The 20,480-nt window shown below is 39.9% G+C and carries 12 protein-coding genes and 1 tRNA gene; all 13 read right to left on the bottom strand.

From position 1 onward, the window contains the following. Nucleotides 1-5 precede the first annotated feature (5 nt). The 13 genes from tyrS to ACLD6A_RS01155 all read right to left on the bottom strand — a co-directional run bounded on the left by tyrS (nucleotide 6) and on the right by ACLD6A_RS01155 (nucleotide 20,383). Nucleotides 6-1,325: a tyrosine--tRNA ligase gene (gene tyrS, locus ACLD6A_RS01215; RefSeq protein WP_116793981.1), complete on the bottom strand. Its 1,320-nt coding sequence runs from the start codon at nucleotides 1,323-1,325 to the stop codon at nucleotides 6-8. 137 nt (nucleotides 1,326-1,462) lie between these two features. After that, nucleotides 1,463-2,950 (bottom strand): argininosuccinate lyase, encoded by a 1,488-nt coding sequence (argH, locus tag ACLD6A_RS01210; protein WP_410313351.1) that lies wholly within the window; start codon nucleotides 2,948-2,950, stop codon nucleotides 1,463-1,465. Between the two features lie 18 nt (nucleotides 2,951-2,968). Further along, nucleotides 2,969-4,183, bottom strand: coding sequence for an argininosuccinate synthase (locus ACLD6A_RS01205; protein ID WP_004134896.1), 1,215 nt, complete (start codon nucleotides 4,181-4,183; stop codon nucleotides 2,969-2,971). 258 nt (nucleotides 4,184-4,441) lie between these two features. Further along, nucleotides 4,442-4,987, bottom strand: coding sequence for an arginine repressor (locus ACLD6A_RS01200; RefSeq protein WP_410313350.1), 546 nt, complete (start codon nucleotides 4,985-4,987; stop codon nucleotides 4,442-4,444). Nucleotides 4,988-5,165: 178 nt separating this feature from the next. After that, on the bottom strand, nucleotides 5,166-7,790 hold the full coding sequence (gene pheT / locus ACLD6A_RS01195) for a phenylalanine--tRNA ligase subunit beta (protein ID WP_410313349.1): 2,625 nt from the start codon (nucleotides 7,788-7,790) through the stop codon (nucleotides 5,166-5,168). A 5-nt stretch (nucleotides 7,791-7,795) separates the two neighbouring features. Continuing rightward, a complete protein-coding gene (pheS, locus tag ACLD6A_RS01190; protein WP_004136066.1) occupies nucleotides 7,796-8,905 on the bottom strand; it encodes a phenylalanine--tRNA ligase subunit alpha in 1,110 nt (369 codons plus the stop codon). A gap of 35 nt (nucleotides 8,906-8,940) precedes the next feature. Further along, a complete protein-coding gene (locus ACLD6A_RS01185; RefSeq protein ID WP_375169538.1) occupies nucleotides 8,941-9,879 on the bottom strand; it encodes a TrmH family RNA methyltransferase in 939 nt (312 codons plus the stop codon). A gap of 61 nt (nucleotides 9,880-9,940) precedes the next feature. Further along, the gene (locus ACLD6A_RS01180) at nucleotides 9,941-10,846 is read right to left on the bottom strand and encodes a cation diffusion facilitator family transporter (RefSeq protein WP_410313607.1); all 906 of its coding nucleotides are present in this window, start codon (nucleotides 10,844-10,846) and stop codon (nucleotides 9,941-9,943) included. Between the two features lie 578 nt (nucleotides 10,847-11,424). After that, nucleotides 11,425-16,251, bottom strand: coding sequence for a DUF4011 domain-containing protein (locus tag ACLD6A_RS01175; protein WP_004134886.1), 4,827 nt, complete (start codon nucleotides 16,249-16,251; stop codon nucleotides 11,425-11,427). Between the two features lie 182 nt (nucleotides 16,252-16,433). After that, entirely contained in the window at nucleotides 16,434-17,159 is a 726-nt protein-coding gene (locus tag ACLD6A_RS01170) for a hypothetical protein (protein ID WP_230454154.1), read from the bottom strand. A gap of 816 nt (nucleotides 17,160-17,975) precedes the next feature. Next, nucleotides 17,976-18,059, bottom strand: a tRNA-Leu gene (locus tag ACLD6A_RS01165). A gap of 128 nt (nucleotides 18,060-18,187) precedes the next feature. Further along, on the bottom strand, nucleotides 18,188-19,852 hold the full coding sequence (locus ACLD6A_RS01160; protein WP_410313606.1) for a DUF501 domain-containing protein: 1,665 nt from the start codon (nucleotides 19,850-19,852) through the stop codon (nucleotides 18,188-18,190). A 54-nt stretch (nucleotides 19,853-19,906) separates the two neighbouring features. Continuing rightward, complete coding sequence (locus tag ACLD6A_RS01155) at nucleotides 19,907-20,383, bottom strand: FtsB family cell division protein (RefSeq protein WP_410313348.1); 477 nt, start codon at nucleotides 20,381-20,383, stop codon at nucleotides 19,907-19,909. Between the last annotated feature and the right edge of the window lie 97 nt (nucleotides 20,384-20,480).

The following is a 20,480-nucleotide window of genomic DNA, read 5'->3' as shown; positions in this document are numbered from 1 at the left end:
ACAAATCATGCGCGCTCTACAGCACCAATAGCTTTCTTACCGCGGCGAAGCAAAGCAAAACGACCATGCAAGAAGGAAGCATCGTCAAGCACATCGTCAACGCTTTCAACGCGTTCATTATTTAGATACAAACCGCCAGCTTCGATAGCGCGACGAGCTTCGGAAATCGTGCGGAACAAACCTGCAGAAACCGCAGCTTCTACAATACGATCCCCATTGTGAGACTTTGCAAAATCTAAGCTACCATCTTCTGACTTCACTTTAACGCCATCTAAAGCAGCCTCAAGAGTCTGCTCATCAATATTTTTAATATCTCCACGGCCAAACAGTGCGGAAGAAGCTTCAATAGCTTGGTTAGTTAAATCTTCACCATGAACAAAACTTGTAACTTCCCAAGCAAGCACGCGCTGAGCTTCACGGCTTCCTGGATCTTCTTGAATTTGCTGCGCTAAACGCTCAATCTCACTCTTTGGTAAGAATGTGAAAACTTTAAGTAACTTAACAACTTCATCATCAGGCTGATTAAACCAGAACTGGTAGAAGCGGTATGGGCTTAACATTGTTGGGTCAAGCCACATTGCGTTGCCTTCAGACTTACCAAACTTGCGACCCTGATTATCCGTAATAATCGGGCTAGTAAATACGTTTACTGAAGCTCCGCGAACCTTACGAATCAGATCCATGCCAGAAGTCAAATTACCCCACTGATCAGATCCACCAAGCTGCAAAGTGACATTGTAGTTATCAAAGAGATACAAGAAATCGTTTCCTTGCAAAACCTGGTAACTAAACTCTGCAAAAGAAATACCTTCATCTGAGTTCAAGCGACGAGCAACAATATCCTTAGCGATCATTGTGCCAACACGGAAGTTTTTGCCAACATCTCGCAAGAAATCAATAGCAGACATCTTAGAAACCCAGTCGTAATTGCTAACAAAACGAACAGGATTTTCTCCATCAAGAGGCAGAATACGTCCAATCTGATTATGCAAACGTTCAGCCCATGCAGCAACAATATCTTTAGAATTTAAAGTTCGCTCACCACTTTGACGAGGGTCACCAATCAAACCAGTTGCTCCACCAACAAGCGCAATAGGATGATGACCTGCTGCCTGCAAGTGGCGCATGTTAATAAGCTGAACAAGATTTCCAATATGCAAAGATGCAGCTGTAGGATCATAGCCGCAATAATACGTTAATGGTTCTCCGTCAAGTGCTTGAGCAAGCTGTTTCTCGTCTGTAGATTGAGAAATCAATCCACGCCACTTTAGCTCTTCAAACAAAGAAGCAAAACCTGCTTCCTTGTAATTCCTGACCTGAGCCATTCGTATCTCCTTATTGCAAAAATTCCGAAATATCGGGCGCTATGCGCGTCCGCAAGCCTTTTAATTTTTGCAGTACAGGCAGACACTATTACAAAGCTGTCAAAAGCATAATCACAATATTTCAATTTTGCACAATATTATTTTGAAGATGAACTATAAGCGGAACCGTCACTTGTAGAAGAAGCAAACTTACTATATTCATTTACTTTAGATTCAGCTTCATTTATTTGTTCAAGAACTCGCACTAGTGCAGTTCCGCCTCTAGTACAACGAGACGCAACAGATCCGTCACTTGAAAGCAGTTTTCTAAGATTAGGAATTTGGTTGCAATCAATAAATCCGTCTAAAATATTCGCAAAATCGTCGTCGCTTAAATCAGCAAGATCTCCGCCGATTTCTTCTGCTCGCTTTACACACAAACCAGACAAAGTATGAGCATTACGGAATGGAACACCTTGTTTTACCAGCCATTCTGCAATATCTGTTGCGAGCGCAAAACCTGTGGCTGATTGCTCACGAAGACGCTTAAAATCAAACTGCATAGTTTTTAGCATTCCTGCAAATGCTGGAAGTAGCACTTCTAGCGTGTCAATTTGGTCAAAAACAGCTTCTTTATCTTCTTGAAGATCGCGAGCATAAGCAGTAGGAAGACCTTTAAGAGTTGCCATTAATCCTGTTAAGTCGCCGATTAATCTGCCAGACTTTCCTCTTGCGAGCTCTGCAATATCTGGATTCTTTTTCTGAGGCATAATAGAAGAACCGGTTGAATAAGCGTCATCCAAGCGCACAAAAGCAAATTCTTGCGTATTCCAAATAATAATTTCTTCGCTTAACCGGGAAATATCTACGCCAATCATTGCTGAAATAAATGCAAATTCAGCAACAATATCTCTGCTTGCAGTTGCGTCAATAGAGTTTGCGCAAACAGCGTCAAAACCAAGCTCTTTAGCAACGCCATCAGCGTTGAGACCAAGAGTGTTTCCAGCTAAAGCTCCAGCACCATAAGGGCTTTCGTTTGCGCGTGAATCCCAATCAACAAGTCTCTGAATGTTGCGCAGTAGTGGCCAAACGTGAGCCATTAATTGGTGCGCAAGTAAAATAGGTTGAGCATGCTGCATATGAGTTCGCCCTGGCATTACAGCATCTTCTGCATTTTTTGACTGCGTAATTAAAGCTTTGCAAACTGTTAGCAGTAGGTTTGCAATAAATCGAGCATGTCGGCGTAAGAACATGCGTATAAGCGCTGCAATCTGATCATTTCTAGAACGACCTGCTCTAAGCTTTCCGCCTAACTTGCTTCCAGCAATTTCAAGCAATCCTCGCTCTAACGCAGTTGCCTCATCTTCGTCTTCTTCAATAGGAACAAAAGTTCCTGAATCAACTTGATTTTGTAATTCATTTAATGAGCAAATCAGCTCTGAATACTCTTCTTTGCTAAGAAGACCTGCACGATACAACGCAAACGCGTGAGCTCTAGATCCAGCAATATCATCATCAGCTAATCGCCAATCAAACTGTGTTGATTTGCTTAATGCAGCAAGCTCTTTAGATGGGCCGGAACTAAAACGCCCGCCCCACAATGCAATCGGATTGCTAGCGTTTTTTGTTGTATCGTGAGAAATCATTATTACCTCAAATCCAAATTAATTGTTTTTTGAAACGCGCATGTCACGAGCTGCAGCAACAGTATTTGACAATCCGTAAATTTCAATAAAACCGTTGGAAGCACGCTGATCGAAGGTATCGGAAGAATCGTACGTAGCTAAGTTAAAGTCATACAGAGACTCTTCGGAGCGTCTACCAGTAACAACAGCCTTTCCGGCGTACATAGTCATTCGAATATCGCCAGAAACATGCTCTTGAGTTTCGTTAATAAACGCATTCAAAGAACGCACAACTGGAGAGAACCATTGACCGTCGTAAACAAATTCTGCCCACTTTTTATCAAGATCACGCTTTAGCCTGTGCTGCTCACGTTCCAAACAGCAGTTTTCCAGCTCTTGATGCGCAGTAATAAGAGCCTGAGCTCCTGGAACTTCATACAATTCGCGAGACTTGATGCCAACTAAACGATCTTCAATAATGTCAATTCGACCGATTCCTTGAGCACCTGCTCTTGCGTTCATTTCTTCAATAGCTTGCAAAGGCGTTACACTATGACCGTCAATAGCAACTGGAACACCTTTTTCAAAAGTGATAGTCACTTCATCAGGCTCTTGAGACTCCATAGGATTTTGAGTGTAAGAATAGCACTCTTCTGTTGGAGCATTCCAAGGATCTTCCAAGAAACCTGTTTCAATTGCGCGACCCCAAACGTTTTGATCAATTGAGTAAGGGCTTTTCTTACTTTGCTCAATTGGAAGCTGGTGACTGTTTGCAAAAGCGATTTCAACATCGCGAGTAAGCGACAAATCTCTAATAGGGCTGATTGCTTTTAACTGTGGATCTAAGGATTTGATAGCAACTTCAAAACGAACTTGATCGTTTCCCTTTCCGGTGCAACCATGAGCAATAGTATCCGCATCAAATTCGTGCGCCGCATGCACTAAATGCTTTGTAATTAGTGGACGAGATAGTGCAGAAACAAGAGGATACACATCTTCGTACATTGCATTTGCTTTCAAAGCGAGCATGCAATAATCGTTGGCAAACTCATCTCGCGCATCAACAACATAAGATTCTACTGCACCGCAAGCTAATGCGCGCTTCTTTATTGCATCAAGAGCTTCGCCGCCTTGACCAACATTAAGAGATACGGCAACAACATCTTGGCCGGTTTGTTCTTTCAAGTAAGGAATTGCTACAGAAGTATCCAAGCCGCCTGAGTACGCCAGAACAATGCGCTTATTAGTATTCATGTGACCTCCATATGCAGCGCTTTGTATAACTAAACAATATAGAGCATATTATACACATGAGATAAACGCAATAGACATGTCACAAATTGTTGTATTTTTATTTTTTTGTCACATTACGTGAAAAAATATATAAAATTTAGAAATCATACTTATACATATAAAAACGTGTACAGCATAATTTGCACTGTACACGTTATAAATATAAATATTCACGAATAAATTTTCGCAAATAAATTTTCGACTAAGATTTTTCTATAATTAGCGAGATGCAACAGTAAGCATCCAGTTTGCTCTTTCTTCCGCTTCTTCATTGGAAACGCAAACCATAATAACAGTGTCATCTCCTGCAACAGAGCCCAAAATACCCTTCAAAGGCTGGCGATCTATAACGCTAGCAACATACTGTGCGGCTCCAGATGGAGTATGAATCACAACAATATTATTTGCGTGAGCAACTTCCGTAACAAGACCAGATAACGTTCGAGCAACCTGCTGATCTATACGAACAGTATCCATTGCATGACGATTTCCAGTGCCATCCCCCAAAACGTAGGCAATCCTACCGTCGGTTAAACGAATCTTAACAGCATTTATCTCATCTAAATCGCGGCTTAAAGTAGCTTGAGTAACATTAAAGCCGTGGAGAGCAAGAACCTTAGAAAGCTGAGACTGAGACGTAATAACCTCAGACAACAAAGCCTGCTCAATAGCATCTAATCTAGCAGCTTTTGTAGAGGGACGTTGTTGCTTAAAAACAACATCTCCGTCATCATCTATTTCAGCATCCTGCTTAGAATTAACCATAATTTTTTACAGAACCTTTCATAAAAAACATTTATACATAAATATATACGATTACATGTGTAAATATCTACGAAATATGAAATTTATTTCAAAAAATTTGTTATAACAACAGAATAATGCGACTGTGAAACCAATAAAACATGGAATCACAATCGCATTATGCTTATTTAATACAGTTTTATACGCGCAAAGTTGCGTGCAATGCTGCAGCAGACTTTGTAATCTCCTTACGAACTGCTTCCATTTCTTCACCAGAAAGAGTTCTATCTGCAGCTCTAAAGGTTACAGAATATGCAAGAGATCGCAAACCTTCACCTAACTGCTCGCCTTCATACACGTCAAAAAGCTCAACAGATTCGAACAAATCGCCTGAAGCTTTTTCAATTGCATCTTGCAAAACCTGAGCCTTCAGCGAAACAGGAGCAGTGAACGCAAAATCTTGCTTAACTGGTGGGAATGTAGAAATCGGCTTAGCCTGAACTGGCTTCATTTGCATATTGTTAAACAAAGAAGTCAAATCAAGCTCAAACGCTGCAGAATGTTTTGGAAGATCCAAAGCATCGCACACGTGAGGATGCAATTCGCCAACAACACCAATAGAAACTTTAGAGCCGTCTTCAGCAATTACACAAACGCTAGCACTGCGACCTGGATGCCAAGAAACAGGAGCATCCTCAGCGTTAAATTGATCTAACACGAATTGAACACCAATGCGCTTAGCTAAACGCTGAACTGCTTCAACAGCATCACTCCAGTCAACATCGCGATGAGTGCCAAGCCAGCCAGTTTCTTCAGCATGACCGGTAAGCAGAGCAGCAACATGCAAAGGCTGATCCGGCAAACCTGCATCTAATGCAGCAAGTTCTGCATTAGACGGTCGCACAGAACCAGGAAGAGCAGGAATTGCAGGAGCGTTTGGATCACTAAAGTAAACATGACCAAGCTCATACATTGAAATATTATCTAAGCCGCGACGAAGATTACGACGAACAGTTCCAGCTAAAGTCATAAGAACTGATCTGCGAAGCCAAGGACGATCTCCTGCCAAAGGATTGGCAATACGAACACTTACCTTGTCAACTTCATCAACATCTTCGCGGAAGGCCTTAATATCTTCTTCACCAACAAATGGGTAGCTTAAAGATTCAACTAAGCCCATTTCTGCAAGCTCATAAGCAATAGCGCGACGAGTTGCCTGCTTTTCTGTTAAACCAGTTCTTCCCACAATAGGAACAGCAGGTACTTTAACAGGAATCTCGTCGTAACCAACAAGTCGAGCAATCTCTTCAACCAAATCGCAAGGCTCATTCAAATCTGGACGCCAAGTTGGGGGAAGAACTGAGAATGAACCATTTCCACCACCTGCAACAGAGCAACCAATATCGGTGAGAATGTCACTAATACGGTTCAAATCAAGATCAAGACCAGCAACACGCTTAACTTCATCAGCTTTGAAAACAATCACATTGCGAGACTGAGTATTATTAACATCATTTGGATAAGAAGATGGCTGAGCACCACCAAACTGCTCCAAAAGGTTTGCAGCCATTTGAGCTGCAGCAGGTTGCAACTCAGTGTCAACACCACGCTCAAAGCGACGCGAAGCCTCAGAAGGAATCTTATGACGGCGAGCGGTTCGAGCAATAGATACAGGATCAAAGTGAGCTGCCTCAATCAAAACATTCTTAGTTTCACTGGTTACTTCGCCATACATGCCACCCATAACGCCAGCCAAACCAAGAATACGAGAGCCATGATTTCCACGAGGAGAATCGCAAATAACCAAATCCTCAATGTGCAATTCGTGATCCTTACCATCTAAAGTCGTAAGATGTTCACCAGAACGAGCACGACGAACAACAATAGGACCCTCAATTTTATCCAAATCGTAAGCATGCAAAGGCTGGCCTAAGTCAAGCATCACGTAATTAGTGACGTCAACAGCAAGAGAAATGCTACGCATGCCTGCACGAGTTAAACGACGCTGCATCCAGTGAGGGCTTTTAGCATCTGAACTGAAATTATTAACAGCACGAGCATAGTAACGATCGCAACCAGCAACACCGTGAATTGGGTTCGTATCTTCAATGCTTACCTGAATATCTGCAGATTTATGATTCTGAGAGTCCATAAATTTTGCAGCTTGCTCATTAAGAGCTATTACAGGATCTGTGTAAGATGCGCCGGTTGAGTGATGGTACTCGCGAGCAACACCCCTGTACGAGAACGCGTAACCGCGATCTGGAGTAATATTAATCTCCAAAATTGGCTTATTAAGATGAAGCAATTCCATAGCATCATCGCCAGGTTTCAGAGCATCATATTCAGCCTTAGTGAAACCATATTCACGCAACAAAATAATGCCGTCGTGGCTATCTCCTAAACCAAGCTCACGCTCGGATGCGCACATTCCGTTAGAAATATGACCATAAGTCTTACGAGGCTCAATCTTAAAATCGCCAGGAAGAACAGCGCCAGGAAGAGTTACAACAACCTTTTCACCTGCAGCCATATTTGGAGCGCCACAAATAATGCCACGAGGAACTTTCTTACCGTTCTCATCAACATCGTTGTACTCTTCACCAACATCAACATGGCACCAATTAATAGTTTTACCATTTTTCTGCGGTTCGGCAGTAGCATCTACTACATAACCGACAACAATTGGGCCGGTGACCTGCGAAGTATGAATTTCTTCCTCTTCCAAACCTACGCGCACTAAATCCTTAGCAAGCTGCTCGTAAGTTAAACCTTCTGGCACTTCAACATGATCTTTAAGCCAGTCAATATCTACCATTGGCATGAGTTTTACTCCCCCATTACAAACTGTTGTGCGAAGCGCTTATCGCCTTCAACCAAATCATGCATATCGTTAATATCGTGACGAAGCAGCAAAGTGCGTTCCAAACCAACACCAAAAGCGAAGCCAGTGTAAACTTGCGGATCTAAACCTGCAGACTTCAAAACATTTGGGTTGACCATACCGCAGCCACCCCATTCAATCCAACCTGGGCCACCCTTTTTATCTGGGAACCACAAATCAAGCTCAGCGCTAGGCTCAGTAAATGGGAAGTAGCTAGGACGCAAACGGCTTTTAGCATCTGGACCAAACATTGCAACAGCCAAACGGTCAAGAACGCCCTTTAAGTCAGCCATCGTCAAGTTCTTATCTACAGCTAAAGCTTCACACTGGTGGAATACTGGAGTGTGAGTTGCATCAAGCTCATCTGTGCGGAATACGCGACCAGGTGAAGCAATATAAAGAGGAACTCCACGCTCAATTAATGCGCGAACCTGATCAGAAGAAGTCTGCGTGCGCAAAACCATGTTTGAACCAACAAAGCCTGCAGCATCCTTAGCTTGATTTCCTTGAACGTAGAAAGTATCTTGCATTTGGCGAGCAGGATGATCCGGACCAAAATTCAAAGCGTCGAAATCAAACCATTCAGTTTCAACTTCTGGACCTGCAGAAATTTGCCAACCCATAGAAATAAAGAAGTCTTCAAAATCTTCAATAATACGAGCTATCGGATGACGAGCACCAAGAGGTTTGCGATTCACCGGAAGAGTCATATCAACTGTTTCAGCAGAAAGCATACGTGCTTCTTCAGCAGATTTAACACGCTCCGAAGCCTGAGCAAATGCACGTCCAAAATCAGCTCGCAAAGTTGACATTACTTTGCCAACTTCCTTCTTTTGATCTGCAAGAAGTGAACCAATAGCCTTGCTCGCAAGAGTCATCACTGACTGAGCACCAGCATATTGAGTTTTCACCGCCTTTAACTCGTCCATGTTCTGAGCTGCAGCAGCACGAGCAATACCTTCTTTGACTGCTTGAGTTACAGCTTTAACGTCGAATGGCTTATTATCGGTCACAGCACCCTTCCTATCTGTATTACGCGTATCCACATGTTTCATTATGTTCTATACACTGTTAAAAATACTGCCCAAAGCTATATTTTTCGCTCATGACTAGACATAGCCAAGCCCATAAGCATTACTGCTGCGCTTGTTGCAAGGTTCATTGATTCCGCTTTACCATAGATTGGGATAATTGAAATATTGTCAACTTGCTGCAATATTTCTTGAGGAAGACCACGCGCTTCGTTGCCAAATAAGATTGCTAAAGAAGAGTTGGTAAGCTCAGTATTTGCAAGAATCTTTGGGAAAGGCACAGGTTTCAGCTGATCAGTTCCGTAAATATCCGCTGCAATAACGCGAATATTTGATTTTTTAGCGTAATCAAACCAGTCTTGAACGCTTAATTGCACTACAGGAAGATGAAATAGCGAGCCAGCAGTCGAACGCACAAGCTTAGAATTCCAACGACTTACGCAATCATCAACAAAAACAACAGCATCGCAGCCTGCAACATCTGCAACACGAATAATCGCACCCGCATTACCAGGATCTCTTACCTGCCAGCAAGCTGCAATCAAAAGAGGATTATTTGTATTGCCTGCTCGCTCAGAGCCTTCTGCATTCACAAAGTTTTCTGCACTAACAGACTTTTGCAAATTCTTAAACTCACCTACGTAAATCTCATCTAAAAATTGCGCATCGCTAACAGCAACAATTCCTTGCGAATCAGAACTTATTTTTTGCATAATACTTGATTCAACAGGATGAACATATAAATCTTTAGATAACGCTTCTTTAATAATTTCTTGCAAAGAAGAAGATTGATTAGCATCTTCTTCATTGTTAACGCAAACCTCTTTAGTAACGTAAATATCACTTATTGAATCTGAAGCGTAACGAACAGCCTCACGAACACTTTGAGGACCTTCAACCAAAAAACGCTTAGAAGCATGCGAGTTGCCTCGACTCAACGCTACAAGCCTACGCACACGCTCACTGTGTGGATTATCAATTAATTCTTTTAAGGGCATATTTACACTTTACTTCAAAAAACGAATGCAACACAGTTAAATAATAACCAAGCTTCAAATATTACTCGTGATGCTCAGAAGAACTAGAAGTGGTATAGCCTTCAGGCTCCAACTGAAAAGTAGTGTGCGAAACAGAAACAGGAAAATGCTCACGCAAGCAATCCTGAAGTTGGGAAAGCACCTGAGCGCATTGAGCCATAGTCATGTTCGGCTCCACAACTACGTGAGCCATAAAAATTGGCATGCCAGTAGAGACAGTGCTTGCGTGCAAATCATGAACAGCAAGAACATGCGGCACATGCTCTAAATGCTCACGAACTTTATCTAGATCAAGACCTTCTGGAGTTTGTTCAAGAAGAACCTTAACAGCATTCTTAAGCAACTTCAGAGCGCGCGGAATCATAAGAATAGCAATAATCGCGCCGGCAAGAGCATCAAAACCAGCCCAACCAGTGCTCATCATAACAATTGCAGAAATTACAACCGCCACAGAACCCAAAGCGTCATTCATAACCTCAAGGAATGCGGCTCGCATATTCATGTTGTCTTGCGATTGAGACATAAGAATTACAAGCGAAGCAAGGTTTGCAGCAAGGCCGAGTATGCCGAAGAAAAGCAGTTGATTTACATCGTGAATTCCCTGGTGACCGTTGCCAAAAAGACGCATTCCAGCTTCAACAAGAGCGTATACGCCAACAATTAGCAAAATAAGAGCACCGGCTGCAGCAGTAATAACCTCAAGACGAGCCCAACCCCACGTGCGCTTACTGCTTGGACGGCGGCGCATAAGAATTGCAGTAACAGTTGAAGCTGCAAGAACGGAAATATCCGTAAGCATGTGACCTGCGTCAATAAGAAGCGAAAGAGAATTCGTGAGGAAAGAGCCTATTACTTCGGCAAAAAATACGATTGAAGTAAGAGAAAGAGTAAGAAGTAAGCGATGCTGGTGAGTGTGACTTGCATGGATTGCAGCTGCTTGGGAAGCTGCGTTTGCGTTGAAAGTGGTTGTGGTGTTGGTGCTCGCGTTGGTAGCGGAAGCGGTACTTGCGTTGGTGTTGACGCCAGCGTTGGCAGCGGTACTTGCGTTAGTGTTGGCGCTTATTGAGTGCGAATCAATGCTGTTAGTTGAAGTTACTCCGTTATGACTATGCACTTGCTAAGCCTCCTCTAAATGCTGGAACGATATTATTTCTCAATATCATTCGCATTTTCTCTTATAAGCAATAAACCCCAGCCGAAGCCGGGGTTCAAATTGCTAAACTATCATATCTACAACTATGTAATCACACGCTGTCAACATAAGTGTGTAAGCGGAAGCTGACAAGCGGAAACTGGTCATTTCCTTAAACCTACGGAGTATAACAAGTTGCCAACGCGCGTCTAATTTGTATGCTTTCAGACACTAGTGCAGTACGGTTTCTGCAGCAGAGTCCCATAACCCCAATCTTCAGACACTAACGCAGTACCGTTTCTGCATTAATGTCTCATTTTGTTGATTTTTAAGCACTCGCGTAGATTGCATGATGCGATATGGTCTCTCACATATTAACTCAATCTTATTTGACCATCATCATCTACGATTTGACCAGATTTCAGCAACATATCCAAAGCATTATCTAAAGCTTCAGTATCAGATCTTCCTAACCGCTTCTTTCCATATTGCCCAATCATAAAGCGATATAAACCATCCTTTGCCACACTAATATTTTTGCTAATAATCTCAAGCATCCCTTCACCAATCTCTTCAGGTGCAATTTGCTTAAAATCACGGAGAATATCACCAGGCAATCTGAAAGCAATATGGGCATCCTTTAAATACATAAAACCATTACGACGAATGATGCCAAAATCTTCACAGCCTCGCATTTTTATGTCAAAACTTTTTTGCACAGCTGAAGAAACTTTTTCACGCTGGAAATACCAAACAATTCTCTGCAAAAGAAGGTTTTCTGAAAGAGGAGCTTCAACTTCTAGAATATCCTTAACAATTTCTTTGAAACCTATGCTCTTATGCTTGTCAAAAATATCTTTACAATCTTTAGTACTGCCAGCCATCTTATATTTTTCAAAAGAAAAATGATTATTATCAACAGGTTGTGCAATATCATCAAGATTTTCCACAGATTTTTCTTTTAAACTGTTCATGTTTTCTTCACATTTATCAGAAAGATCTGCATGCATAACATGTTTTCCATGAATGGAATCATTCATATGCAAGTCATCTGAGCAGCTATTGGACAAAACTGTATCTTCGTCAGATAGTAGTAAGTTATTATCTGACGAATTCAATTCATGAATATGCTGAATTTTTACAGCATCATTAGCAGCATGCAGAAGCTTCTCCTGCTCAACTAGTTTATTTCTAAACCACTCAGTTGACCAAATTCTATAGAATTTCCAACCCATGTTCTCCAAAATTGTTTGTCGCAGCCTATCGCGATCACGAGCATTCTTGGAAGAATGATATGTAGCGCCATCACATTCAATAGCCAAAAGATAGTTAGAACTATTGCGCATTTTCAGACCAAGATCAATCCTGAATCCAGAACATCCTACCTGCGTGTCTACCGAGAACCCATGATTTCGCAAGAATTCACAGACTTCATATTCAAAGTCTGAATCAAACTGATCCGTACTTCCAACACTTTCACTGCGTTGTAAAGCAATCTCACCATTTTCCGCAAAATCTAGATACTCTCTTAGCAGCCTCACACCTTCTGATTCAGTGCGGCTTAGATCTATATCCATCGCATGCATGGAAGAAACAACTTGAATATTATATTTTGCTCTTGTAACAGCAACATTCAAGCGTCTTTCGCCACCTTCTTTATTTAAAGGTCCAAAATTAAGCGAAAGTATACCCTTAGAATCAGGACCATACCCAATGCTGAATATGATAGTGTCGCGCTCATCTCCTTGTACAGTTTCAAGATTCTTTATGAAGAACGCATCCTCTTTGTTCTCATCAAAGAAAAACTCTTTTTCTGGAGTAGATTGACGCCTCCTGAACAACAATTTGTCAATAAGATTTTGCTGACTTTGACTAAATGCAACAACGCCCAAACTTCTATTAGGATATTTATCAATGTTCTTATAAATCAAATCAACAACGTACTCAGCTTCTTTCCTATTGTTATGAGAAGAACGATCAAATTCTCCATTAACATAGTAATAATCAATTCCTAGACCCTCAGAATCAAACTGAGAAGATGGAAAACTTATAAGCTTATTATCATAAAAATTCTTGTTAGAAAATGCAATAAGCTGCTCACAGCGACTGCGATAATGCCAGCTTAATCTGACCTGCGGCAAAACAACAGAAGCTAAATCCAATATAGAATCAAAGCTTCTTACATCGTCATCATCTTCGTCATCATCTTCACCATTATTTATAACAGTGCTAAAGAAATTAGTAGGTGGCATTTGCTTAGAATCGCCAACAATAACAGCTTGCTTGGCACGACTTATTGCACAGATCGCATCCCAAGGGAACATCTGTGAAGCTTCGTCAAATATTACAATATCGAATTTTATAGAATCATAGTCAAGATACGTACTCACACTTAAAGGTGACATCATAAAGCACGGCTTAACTTTCTGAACAAGCGCTCCAGCTTCTTCAAGAAGTTCGCGTATATTCTTTTTACTTCTTGATTTCTGATTTTCGCGCAACAGTATGCTTAAAGAACTTCCAGATGCAGCGTAATTAGACTCAGGGCATGCAGATGAAAGCTTCTCACGCAACTTTATTTGATTTATTTTAAACTGCTCAATGTCCTTCTCTGCAAATTCTTTTACTGCTCTATCTTGTGAGAGTCTACTAAATTGTGACAGAGTACTATTCTGCCTAATAAGTAAATCAATCCATTGCAAATAGAATTGCTTTTTAAAAGTCCCTACAATGCTATCTTCATTAACATTATTCTTTATAACATCGTTAATAAATGTAAGGATACCAATCTCTTTAATATCAACAAGTAAATCTCTAAAACCGCACCAATACTTCAGTCCATTAATAGATGAAAGACAGCAGTTCAGTCTAGTTTTAGCATCTTCCAAAGTTAAAACATTAAAATCAACAATCTTCTTGTCAAAACTATTGAAAATATAATTTAGATTTTGAAGATTATTTTCACTTAGAATACCAGCAATCTGATTAGAATATTCAATGAAAGATTTATTCTCAGATAAGAAACTTGAATATTTTTCTAATGACTCAAATGAGTATCCTCTATCAATAAGATTTTTAAGAGCTTCCATTTGGTTATTAACATAATTCCAGTTAGTATAAATTCCTTTATACGCTGGACCAAGCAATGATTTGATAGAAGATTCAATATAAATATATTCACTCATTGCATTCTGATAATCAGATAAGCTCTTCATTAAAAGAACAGATTCATAATATTTAGGCTTTTTATTTACTTTTTTGCACAATCGTATATCAGAAACAATCTTTTTATAATTCGAGTTAAAAATCCTAGATAATGCACCACTAAAGTGTTTCAGGTCACTGTAATTCTCTACACCATTTAACTTATAAATATCATCATTGCAGTCAGACAGATTTTGCATCGAAGCATGTATCCAATTGCTAATTGACTGCAATTTTTGCAAAGAATCATAAGCTATATCAAAATTACGCTTATTTAGAAGACCAGGAGTAATTAAATACGAACCACCAACAAGTTCAAAGAAACTTCTCCAGAAGAAAATATCTGCCAAATTTTTGCAGCAAATATTATAACGCTTAGAAATATCATTCGATATTTGCGATAACTTTTCTAACGTATCAACAGAAGAAGAAACACTATTCTTTATCCGCATTTCTTCCATAATGGAAAGATTTCGATTCAAATACCCATACCAAGGATTGTCATGATAGTCATATCCGATAGTAGGAAGATAATCTACATATTTTGTTAAAAGATTAGTGGCATTATCGAGATAATCTGATCCTAATTTAGATATATCTTGAACCTCACATATAACATCAGGATATTTATCAAATTTTGCAAGACGCTCATATAAATCATATAAACTCTTATTAATTACAGGATTTATTTTGTGAAGATTGTAATCATAAGAATCCAATTTCTCTTTTGCTTTTACTTTAACATTTATTTCCTCATCAACTTTTAGTTGATTAATTTCATTCTTTTGAATATCGAAGTTATTACATATATCTTTAATAACATCTTTCTTATTGGCTTTATTTGAATGAAGTTGAAGGCAGAAGTCAGCAATACCTGTCTGCTGCATTTTGTTATATACAACTTTTAGCGCAGCAAGTTTTTCTGAAACAAATAATACTTTTTTACCATCATTAAGGCACTCAGCGATGATATTTGTTATTGTTTGACTTTTACCAGTTCCTGGAGGGCCTTGCAAAACAAAGCTTTTACCAGATTTAGCCATTTCTATAGCATCAATTTGGCTAGAATCAGCGTCAACAACATTGCATAAATCAATTATTGAATCCTTTCCAACCTCAGACTCATCTATATCTTCATCAGATTCGTCATAAGAATCTGTAGAACCGCCTAAAAGCTTATTGACAATTAAATTATTAAGAATCTTATTTTTGTTATTCTTAAGATCCATATACATATTTATTTTTGCGAAAGAAAAAAGTCCGATTTTACATTCTTTGGTTATTTCCCAACCTAATTTAGAAACTAAATCTTGAACACTTTCAAAATATTCTTCTAGAGTTGTTCCATTTTTATATTCCGGAAGAGTTATGCCATACTCATTATTGAGTTTGCACGAAAATGTTTTATTTATAAGAATTTCATCATCAAATACAGATATTCTGTACGGATCAGCAAGAGATTTATTTGTTATCTGTATAGGAATTAAAAGTATAGGAGCATAACGAACAGTATCAGCGTAATTAGTATCTTTCCAATGAATAAATCCAAATGCTATATACGCAACATTTATACCGGTTTCTTTCATAATTTCATTAGAAGTTTTCATAATATTTCTTACAGCAGATATAGGCTTACCATAAGTGCTGTAAGCAAGAACTTGTGAGGAACTTATTTCATTAGAGAATCTATTAAGAAAATCGTTTTTGTTATAAATACGTTTATTTTCTCTACTATCTGAATTTGTATCTGACACAGAAGAATCGTCATAATCATTATTCTCATTGTCAAGAATCTGCGCTGGATCAAATATTGTAAAAGGATTTGGATTACCTGAAGAAAATTCTTGGAAAATCTCTTCTGCACTTGGCTTCAATATTTCTATAGACAATTTACGATCTTTAAAACTTACAAGATTATTTCGCTTGCCAGTATCCAATAATTGTTCTGCCCACTTATCTATACGCTTAGATAACTCAACTAATTGCCTGGCTTCCATCTTCTATTTACCTCACAAGTGATTTTAAAATAAATCAATAAGAACAATTCTAACTCTAAATACTTTCTTTTTCTCTATAAAAGTAGAGTCTAAGAAAAAATAATATATAAATAACCTTGATGGACAGTAGCAACCACTACTGTCCATCAATAGATAATTTAAAAAAAAATAACTTGTAAAAACTATCCTCTTCTCCAACGAGGCCTATCACCATCACGGCTTATACATACCATTGGAGTTCCTTTAGTTGTTACACCAGTAGCACCTTCTTGTGAGCAGAAAGATCCAGGATGCACATAATTTTGAGATATCTGAGCTTGATTAGTTTGAGGCTGCTGCTCCTGAGGCTGCTGCTCCTGAGGCTGTGGATTAACGTTATTTGTAGGCTGCTTCCTTACGGTAGTTGGAAGACGCTTTTTCTGAGATTCTTTACGAGCCTCTTCATCTTCCTTGTTTTTTGCCTCAATACTTTCATTAACAGCTTTTACAGCATCAGGAATTGCATCAATATCGTTGTTGTTTATTGCTTCATTAAGATTATCAATAACTTTAGGATCTTTAACTTTACCTACTGCATCATCCGCAATTTTTTTCGCTTCACTGAGAACATGCTTTCTATATGAAACCTGAACATCATCGGAAGCTTGTTGCAAATGCTTTGTTTTATCTTTATAGTTTTCTAAACGATTATTAAGTTCTTTATTTGATTTTTTAATATCATCAGCATTATCTGCTAAGCATGAAATTGTGGAAAAATCTTCATTCTTAACTTCATCAAATAGAGAATTCAAGTTATCAAGCACTGAAGAATCTTCTACATCCCCGGCAGAAATCTGACTAGTTTTATTTTTTGCATCATTTACAGCATCTTTTAGAGACTTACTCGCAGCATTCACTTTAACTTTCAAATTCTCACAAGTTTTCTGTAATGATTTAAATTCTGCATTTGAATCCGCACATCCACTGAAGCAAATTAAAGAAAAAGAAATTAGCATTATAAATGCAATCGAACTTAACCGACGTAATTTCCCAACTTCAGAACAAAAAACGTTATTGCACTTCCTTAGTGCCTTATTATTATCACTAATCATTGTAATTCCTAATGTAATATCACTGTATCAAATAAATTTGCATTAACAAATCACGCTAAAATTTTAGCACAAACCAAGCATAGGTTGTAACTGGATTATAGGACAAAACTGTGTAAAAAATAAGCTCATAACCCTTACGGTAGTAAGGCTCGTGGTATATCGAATGTGGGTTATTTCTTATGCTAAGTTGCGTTCGAATTAGGTATTAGCTGAATGTTTAATAATAAATCGTCAAACGCTATTACTGGTGCAGTCTACGTATTGCACCAGTAACATATAACCCCGTTTATTCGTTACTAACGCAGATTACGTACTGCGCGAGTAACGATAAATCACAATTATTCGTTATTAACGCAGTCTACGTACTGCACCAGTAACACATAACCGTTGTTTTCTCAGTCTGCTGACTGAGTTAGTAACGGTATTTGGGCTATCAGTGTTACTTTCTCAGTTTGTTGACTGAGTTTTTAACAGTGTTGAGGCTTGTGGCTTGTGCCGCAGAATATTCATCAGCTTAGCTTTACAAACTTTTTGGCCTATAACCCCAAATAACAGATACACTTTTGCCGCTTACCCAAAAACTCAGAAAACCAAAAAGCGCCGCACAGCTAAAACTGTACAGCGCTTTGTTCGTGCCTCCGGTGGGACTCGGACCCACAAGCCCGTAAGGGCGTCAGATTTTAAGTCTGATGCGTATGCCAATTCCGCCACAGAGGCAGCAATCAATTATTATGCCATACATCACTGCAAAGAACAAGCCGGCGCGTGGCGAAAACACAAACACACACTTACTAAACACTCGTCAAACATGCAGCTTCATCAAACACTTGTCAAAAACACTCAACTCAGCGTTCTAAACCAAGCAGCCTGCGACCCAAATCAAGCGTAATGCCATCAAGCAAACCATGTTCACTCGCCACAAAAGTATCCATCACCCCACCATGATCCTCGTACGCAGCTTTTGCCAAACGCTCAAGCACGCGACTCCACACCACAGCTCCGCCGCCAACAACATCAACGCGCCCAGGGTGAATTGTCGCATACGAGCGCCTACGCTCACGCGTCATGCGCAAAAATCGGTTATTAACCGCGTACGCCTGATCAAGCCCAATTTTAACTCCGTCAACAGCCGAGTGATCATAATGCTTCAAGCCCATTGTTAATGCAGCCATTGTAGTAACAGTTCCAGAAACTCCAATAATAGTGCGCACGCGCCCAGCAGGAACAACTTTGAAAGCTTCGTCAATATGCTTGTCAACGTCATCAATTGCAGCTTGGATTTCGTCTTCAGTAGGCGGATCAGTATGCAAATGACGCTCAGTCATGCGCACAGAACCAACATTCATCGAATATGCTGCAGCAACCTTGTGAGCAGGCAAACTCTCTCCATCCCCTCCAAGCACAAGCTCAGTAGAACCTCCGCCTAAGTCAACTACAAGATACGGCGGCTGCAAATCATCGCGCGAAACAACGCTAGTTGCTCCAAGAAAACTAAGCGACGCCTCTTCCGTACCACTAATAACTTCAGGTCGAACACCTAGCTCATCAACCATCATCTGCTCAAAAATTTCACGATTTTCAGCATCTCTTGTAGCCGAAGTTGCAACAAAACGAATCGCATCAACCGGATGCTCTTTTAACACCTGCGCAAATTCGTGCGCAGCATCACGAACTCGTGCTAAAGCATCGTCCGCAAAGCGGTGCGTTTCGTCAATTCCCTGCCCAAGTCTAACAACGCGAAGCATTCTAGGAACAATATCTTTCATTCCATGCTCGGAAACTTGCGCAATTTTAAGACGAATAGAATTAGTTCCACAATCAATTGCAGCAACAGTCACAGATTTTTCTTCACTATTACTACCAACATTTTTTCTAGTATTTTTTATACTATTTTTTTCGTCCACAACAACTTCCGTTTCTTCAGCATCACAATCATCGCTCCATGGAGTTGTGCAACGGCACACGTTTGGATCAAACTCATCCTTAATTCTCTCCAACACCATGTCACCAATAGGATTCACACCTTTGCCCATTACCAAGGTTTGCGCAAGCAAAGCGTGCAAGCATTTCACGCGCACAGGCATACCACCTGCACTCATATCGCTAATATGCTCTTCACTATCTCCCAACGAAACAGCCAACGCATGACGGAATGCCAAATAATACTTATGCGCCTGCTCATACTGCTTCTTAACAACTTCATCCGTCTGCAACAGTTCGTTAAATTCTCGCATAAGACCGTTTGCCTCTACATGAGACACTGCTTTTACAGCTTCGGGACTTGTTAAATAGCAAGTAGTTGGGAATGGTGTGCCATCTTGCAAACACGGCCTTGTTATAACCGCAAGAGGCCGGCCACAAACGCAGCGCGCACCAACAGCAACCATTCCCCTCGGAAACCTTCCAAGCTGCTTCTGAACAATCGCACGTTCAGCATCACTTGCTGGCGTTTTAAGTAAACGCTTTACACCATCTTCTGGAGAGTAATGATTATTGTCATTTTTTTGCATAATATTTGAACTTTCTGGCATATTTATTTTTCCCAGCACAGCTTTACTGTAATTTTATTGCAATGGCAAATTATCTGGCTTGTCTGCTTTGTGTATTGCATACATCAAATCACTATACCAAGGTAGAACAGTACGATTCTTAGTTTCGCTATTCTCCTGCGCAAACGCATTAGGCAATGTGCCTGTTACAGCTTCAGGATGCTCCACTCTAACTGCCTGTTCCCCTGGAAAAACAAAACCAAGACGATCTCGAGCCTGAGCTGCAATATACGCTTTATCTTTCCAGCGTTCAATATTATTGTCGAGTGTACGTTTTTGCTCTTTTAACGTACTTTCTTCGCGCTGCAATGCGTGAAGTTCAGCCAAACTTAGAGCATAATTTCTAACTGTAGAAATGCACTCAATTGAACCAACTGTAACTATAAAAACCATGAGTAGAAAAACAAGCGGTCCTGAAAATAGTCGACGCTGATGCATCGGTGACTGTGTTTCTTCACCTGCTGCTTTCGTACGGCGCTTCCTCATAACCATACATTCTAAATTACTTGATGTATTCGACGTGAAAAACACAATAATAATGGTCAGTTACTAAACAGCAACTGACCATTACTACCTAATTATTTCGTTA

Source organism: Gardnerella sp. Marseille-Q9691 (assembly GCF_046507715.1).
GTDB classification, from domain to species: Bacteria; Actinomycetota; Actinomycetes; order Actinomycetales; family Bifidobacteriaceae; genus Bifidobacterium; species Bifidobacterium greenwoodii.
The sequence above is the reverse complement of the archived record's forward strand: the minus strand, read 5'-3'. Positions and strand labels throughout refer to the sequence as shown.

What these genes read in the sequence shown, in the direction of transcription:
- tyrS (WP_116793981.1), bottom strand. Translation starts at nt 1,325, where the DNA reads ATGGCTCAGGTCAGGAATTACAAGGAAGCAGGTTTTGCTTCTTTGTTT.
- argH (WP_410313351.1), bottom strand. Translation starts at nt 2,950, where the DNA reads ATGATTTCTCACGATACAACAAAAAACGCTAGCAATCCGATTGCATTG.
- ACLD6A_RS01205 (WP_004134896.1), bottom strand. Translation starts at nt 4,183, where the DNA reads ATGAATACTAATAAGCGCATTGTTCTGGCGTACTCAGGCGGCTTGGAT.
- ACLD6A_RS01200 (WP_410313350.1), bottom strand. Translation starts at nt 4,987, where the DNA reads ATGGTTAATTCTAAGCAGGATGCTGAAATAGATGATGACGGAGATGTT.
- pheT (WP_410313349.1), bottom strand. Translation starts at nt 7,790, where the DNA reads ATGCCAATGGTAGATATTGACTGGCTTAAAGATCATGTTGAAGTGCCA.
- pheS (WP_004136066.1), bottom strand. Translation starts at nt 8,905, where the DNA reads ATGAAACATGTGGATACGCGTAATACAGATAGGAAGGGTGCTGTGACC.
- ACLD6A_RS01185 (WP_375169538.1), bottom strand. Translation starts at nt 9,879, where the DNA reads ATGCCCTTAAAAGAATTAATTGATAATCCACACAGTGAGCGTGTGCGT.
- ACLD6A_RS01175 (WP_004134886.1), bottom strand. Translation starts at nt 16,251, where the DNA reads ATGGAAGCCAGGCAATTAGTTGAGTTATCTAAGCGTATAGATAAGTGG.
- ACLD6A_RS01160 (WP_410313606.1), bottom strand. Translation starts at nt 19,852, where the DNA reads ATGCAAAAAAATGACAATAATCATTACTCTCCAGAAGATGGTGTAAAG.
- ACLD6A_RS01155 (WP_410313348.1), bottom strand. Translation starts at nt 20,383, where the DNA reads ATGGTTATGAGGAAGCGCCGTACGAAAGCAGCAGGTGAAGAAACACAG.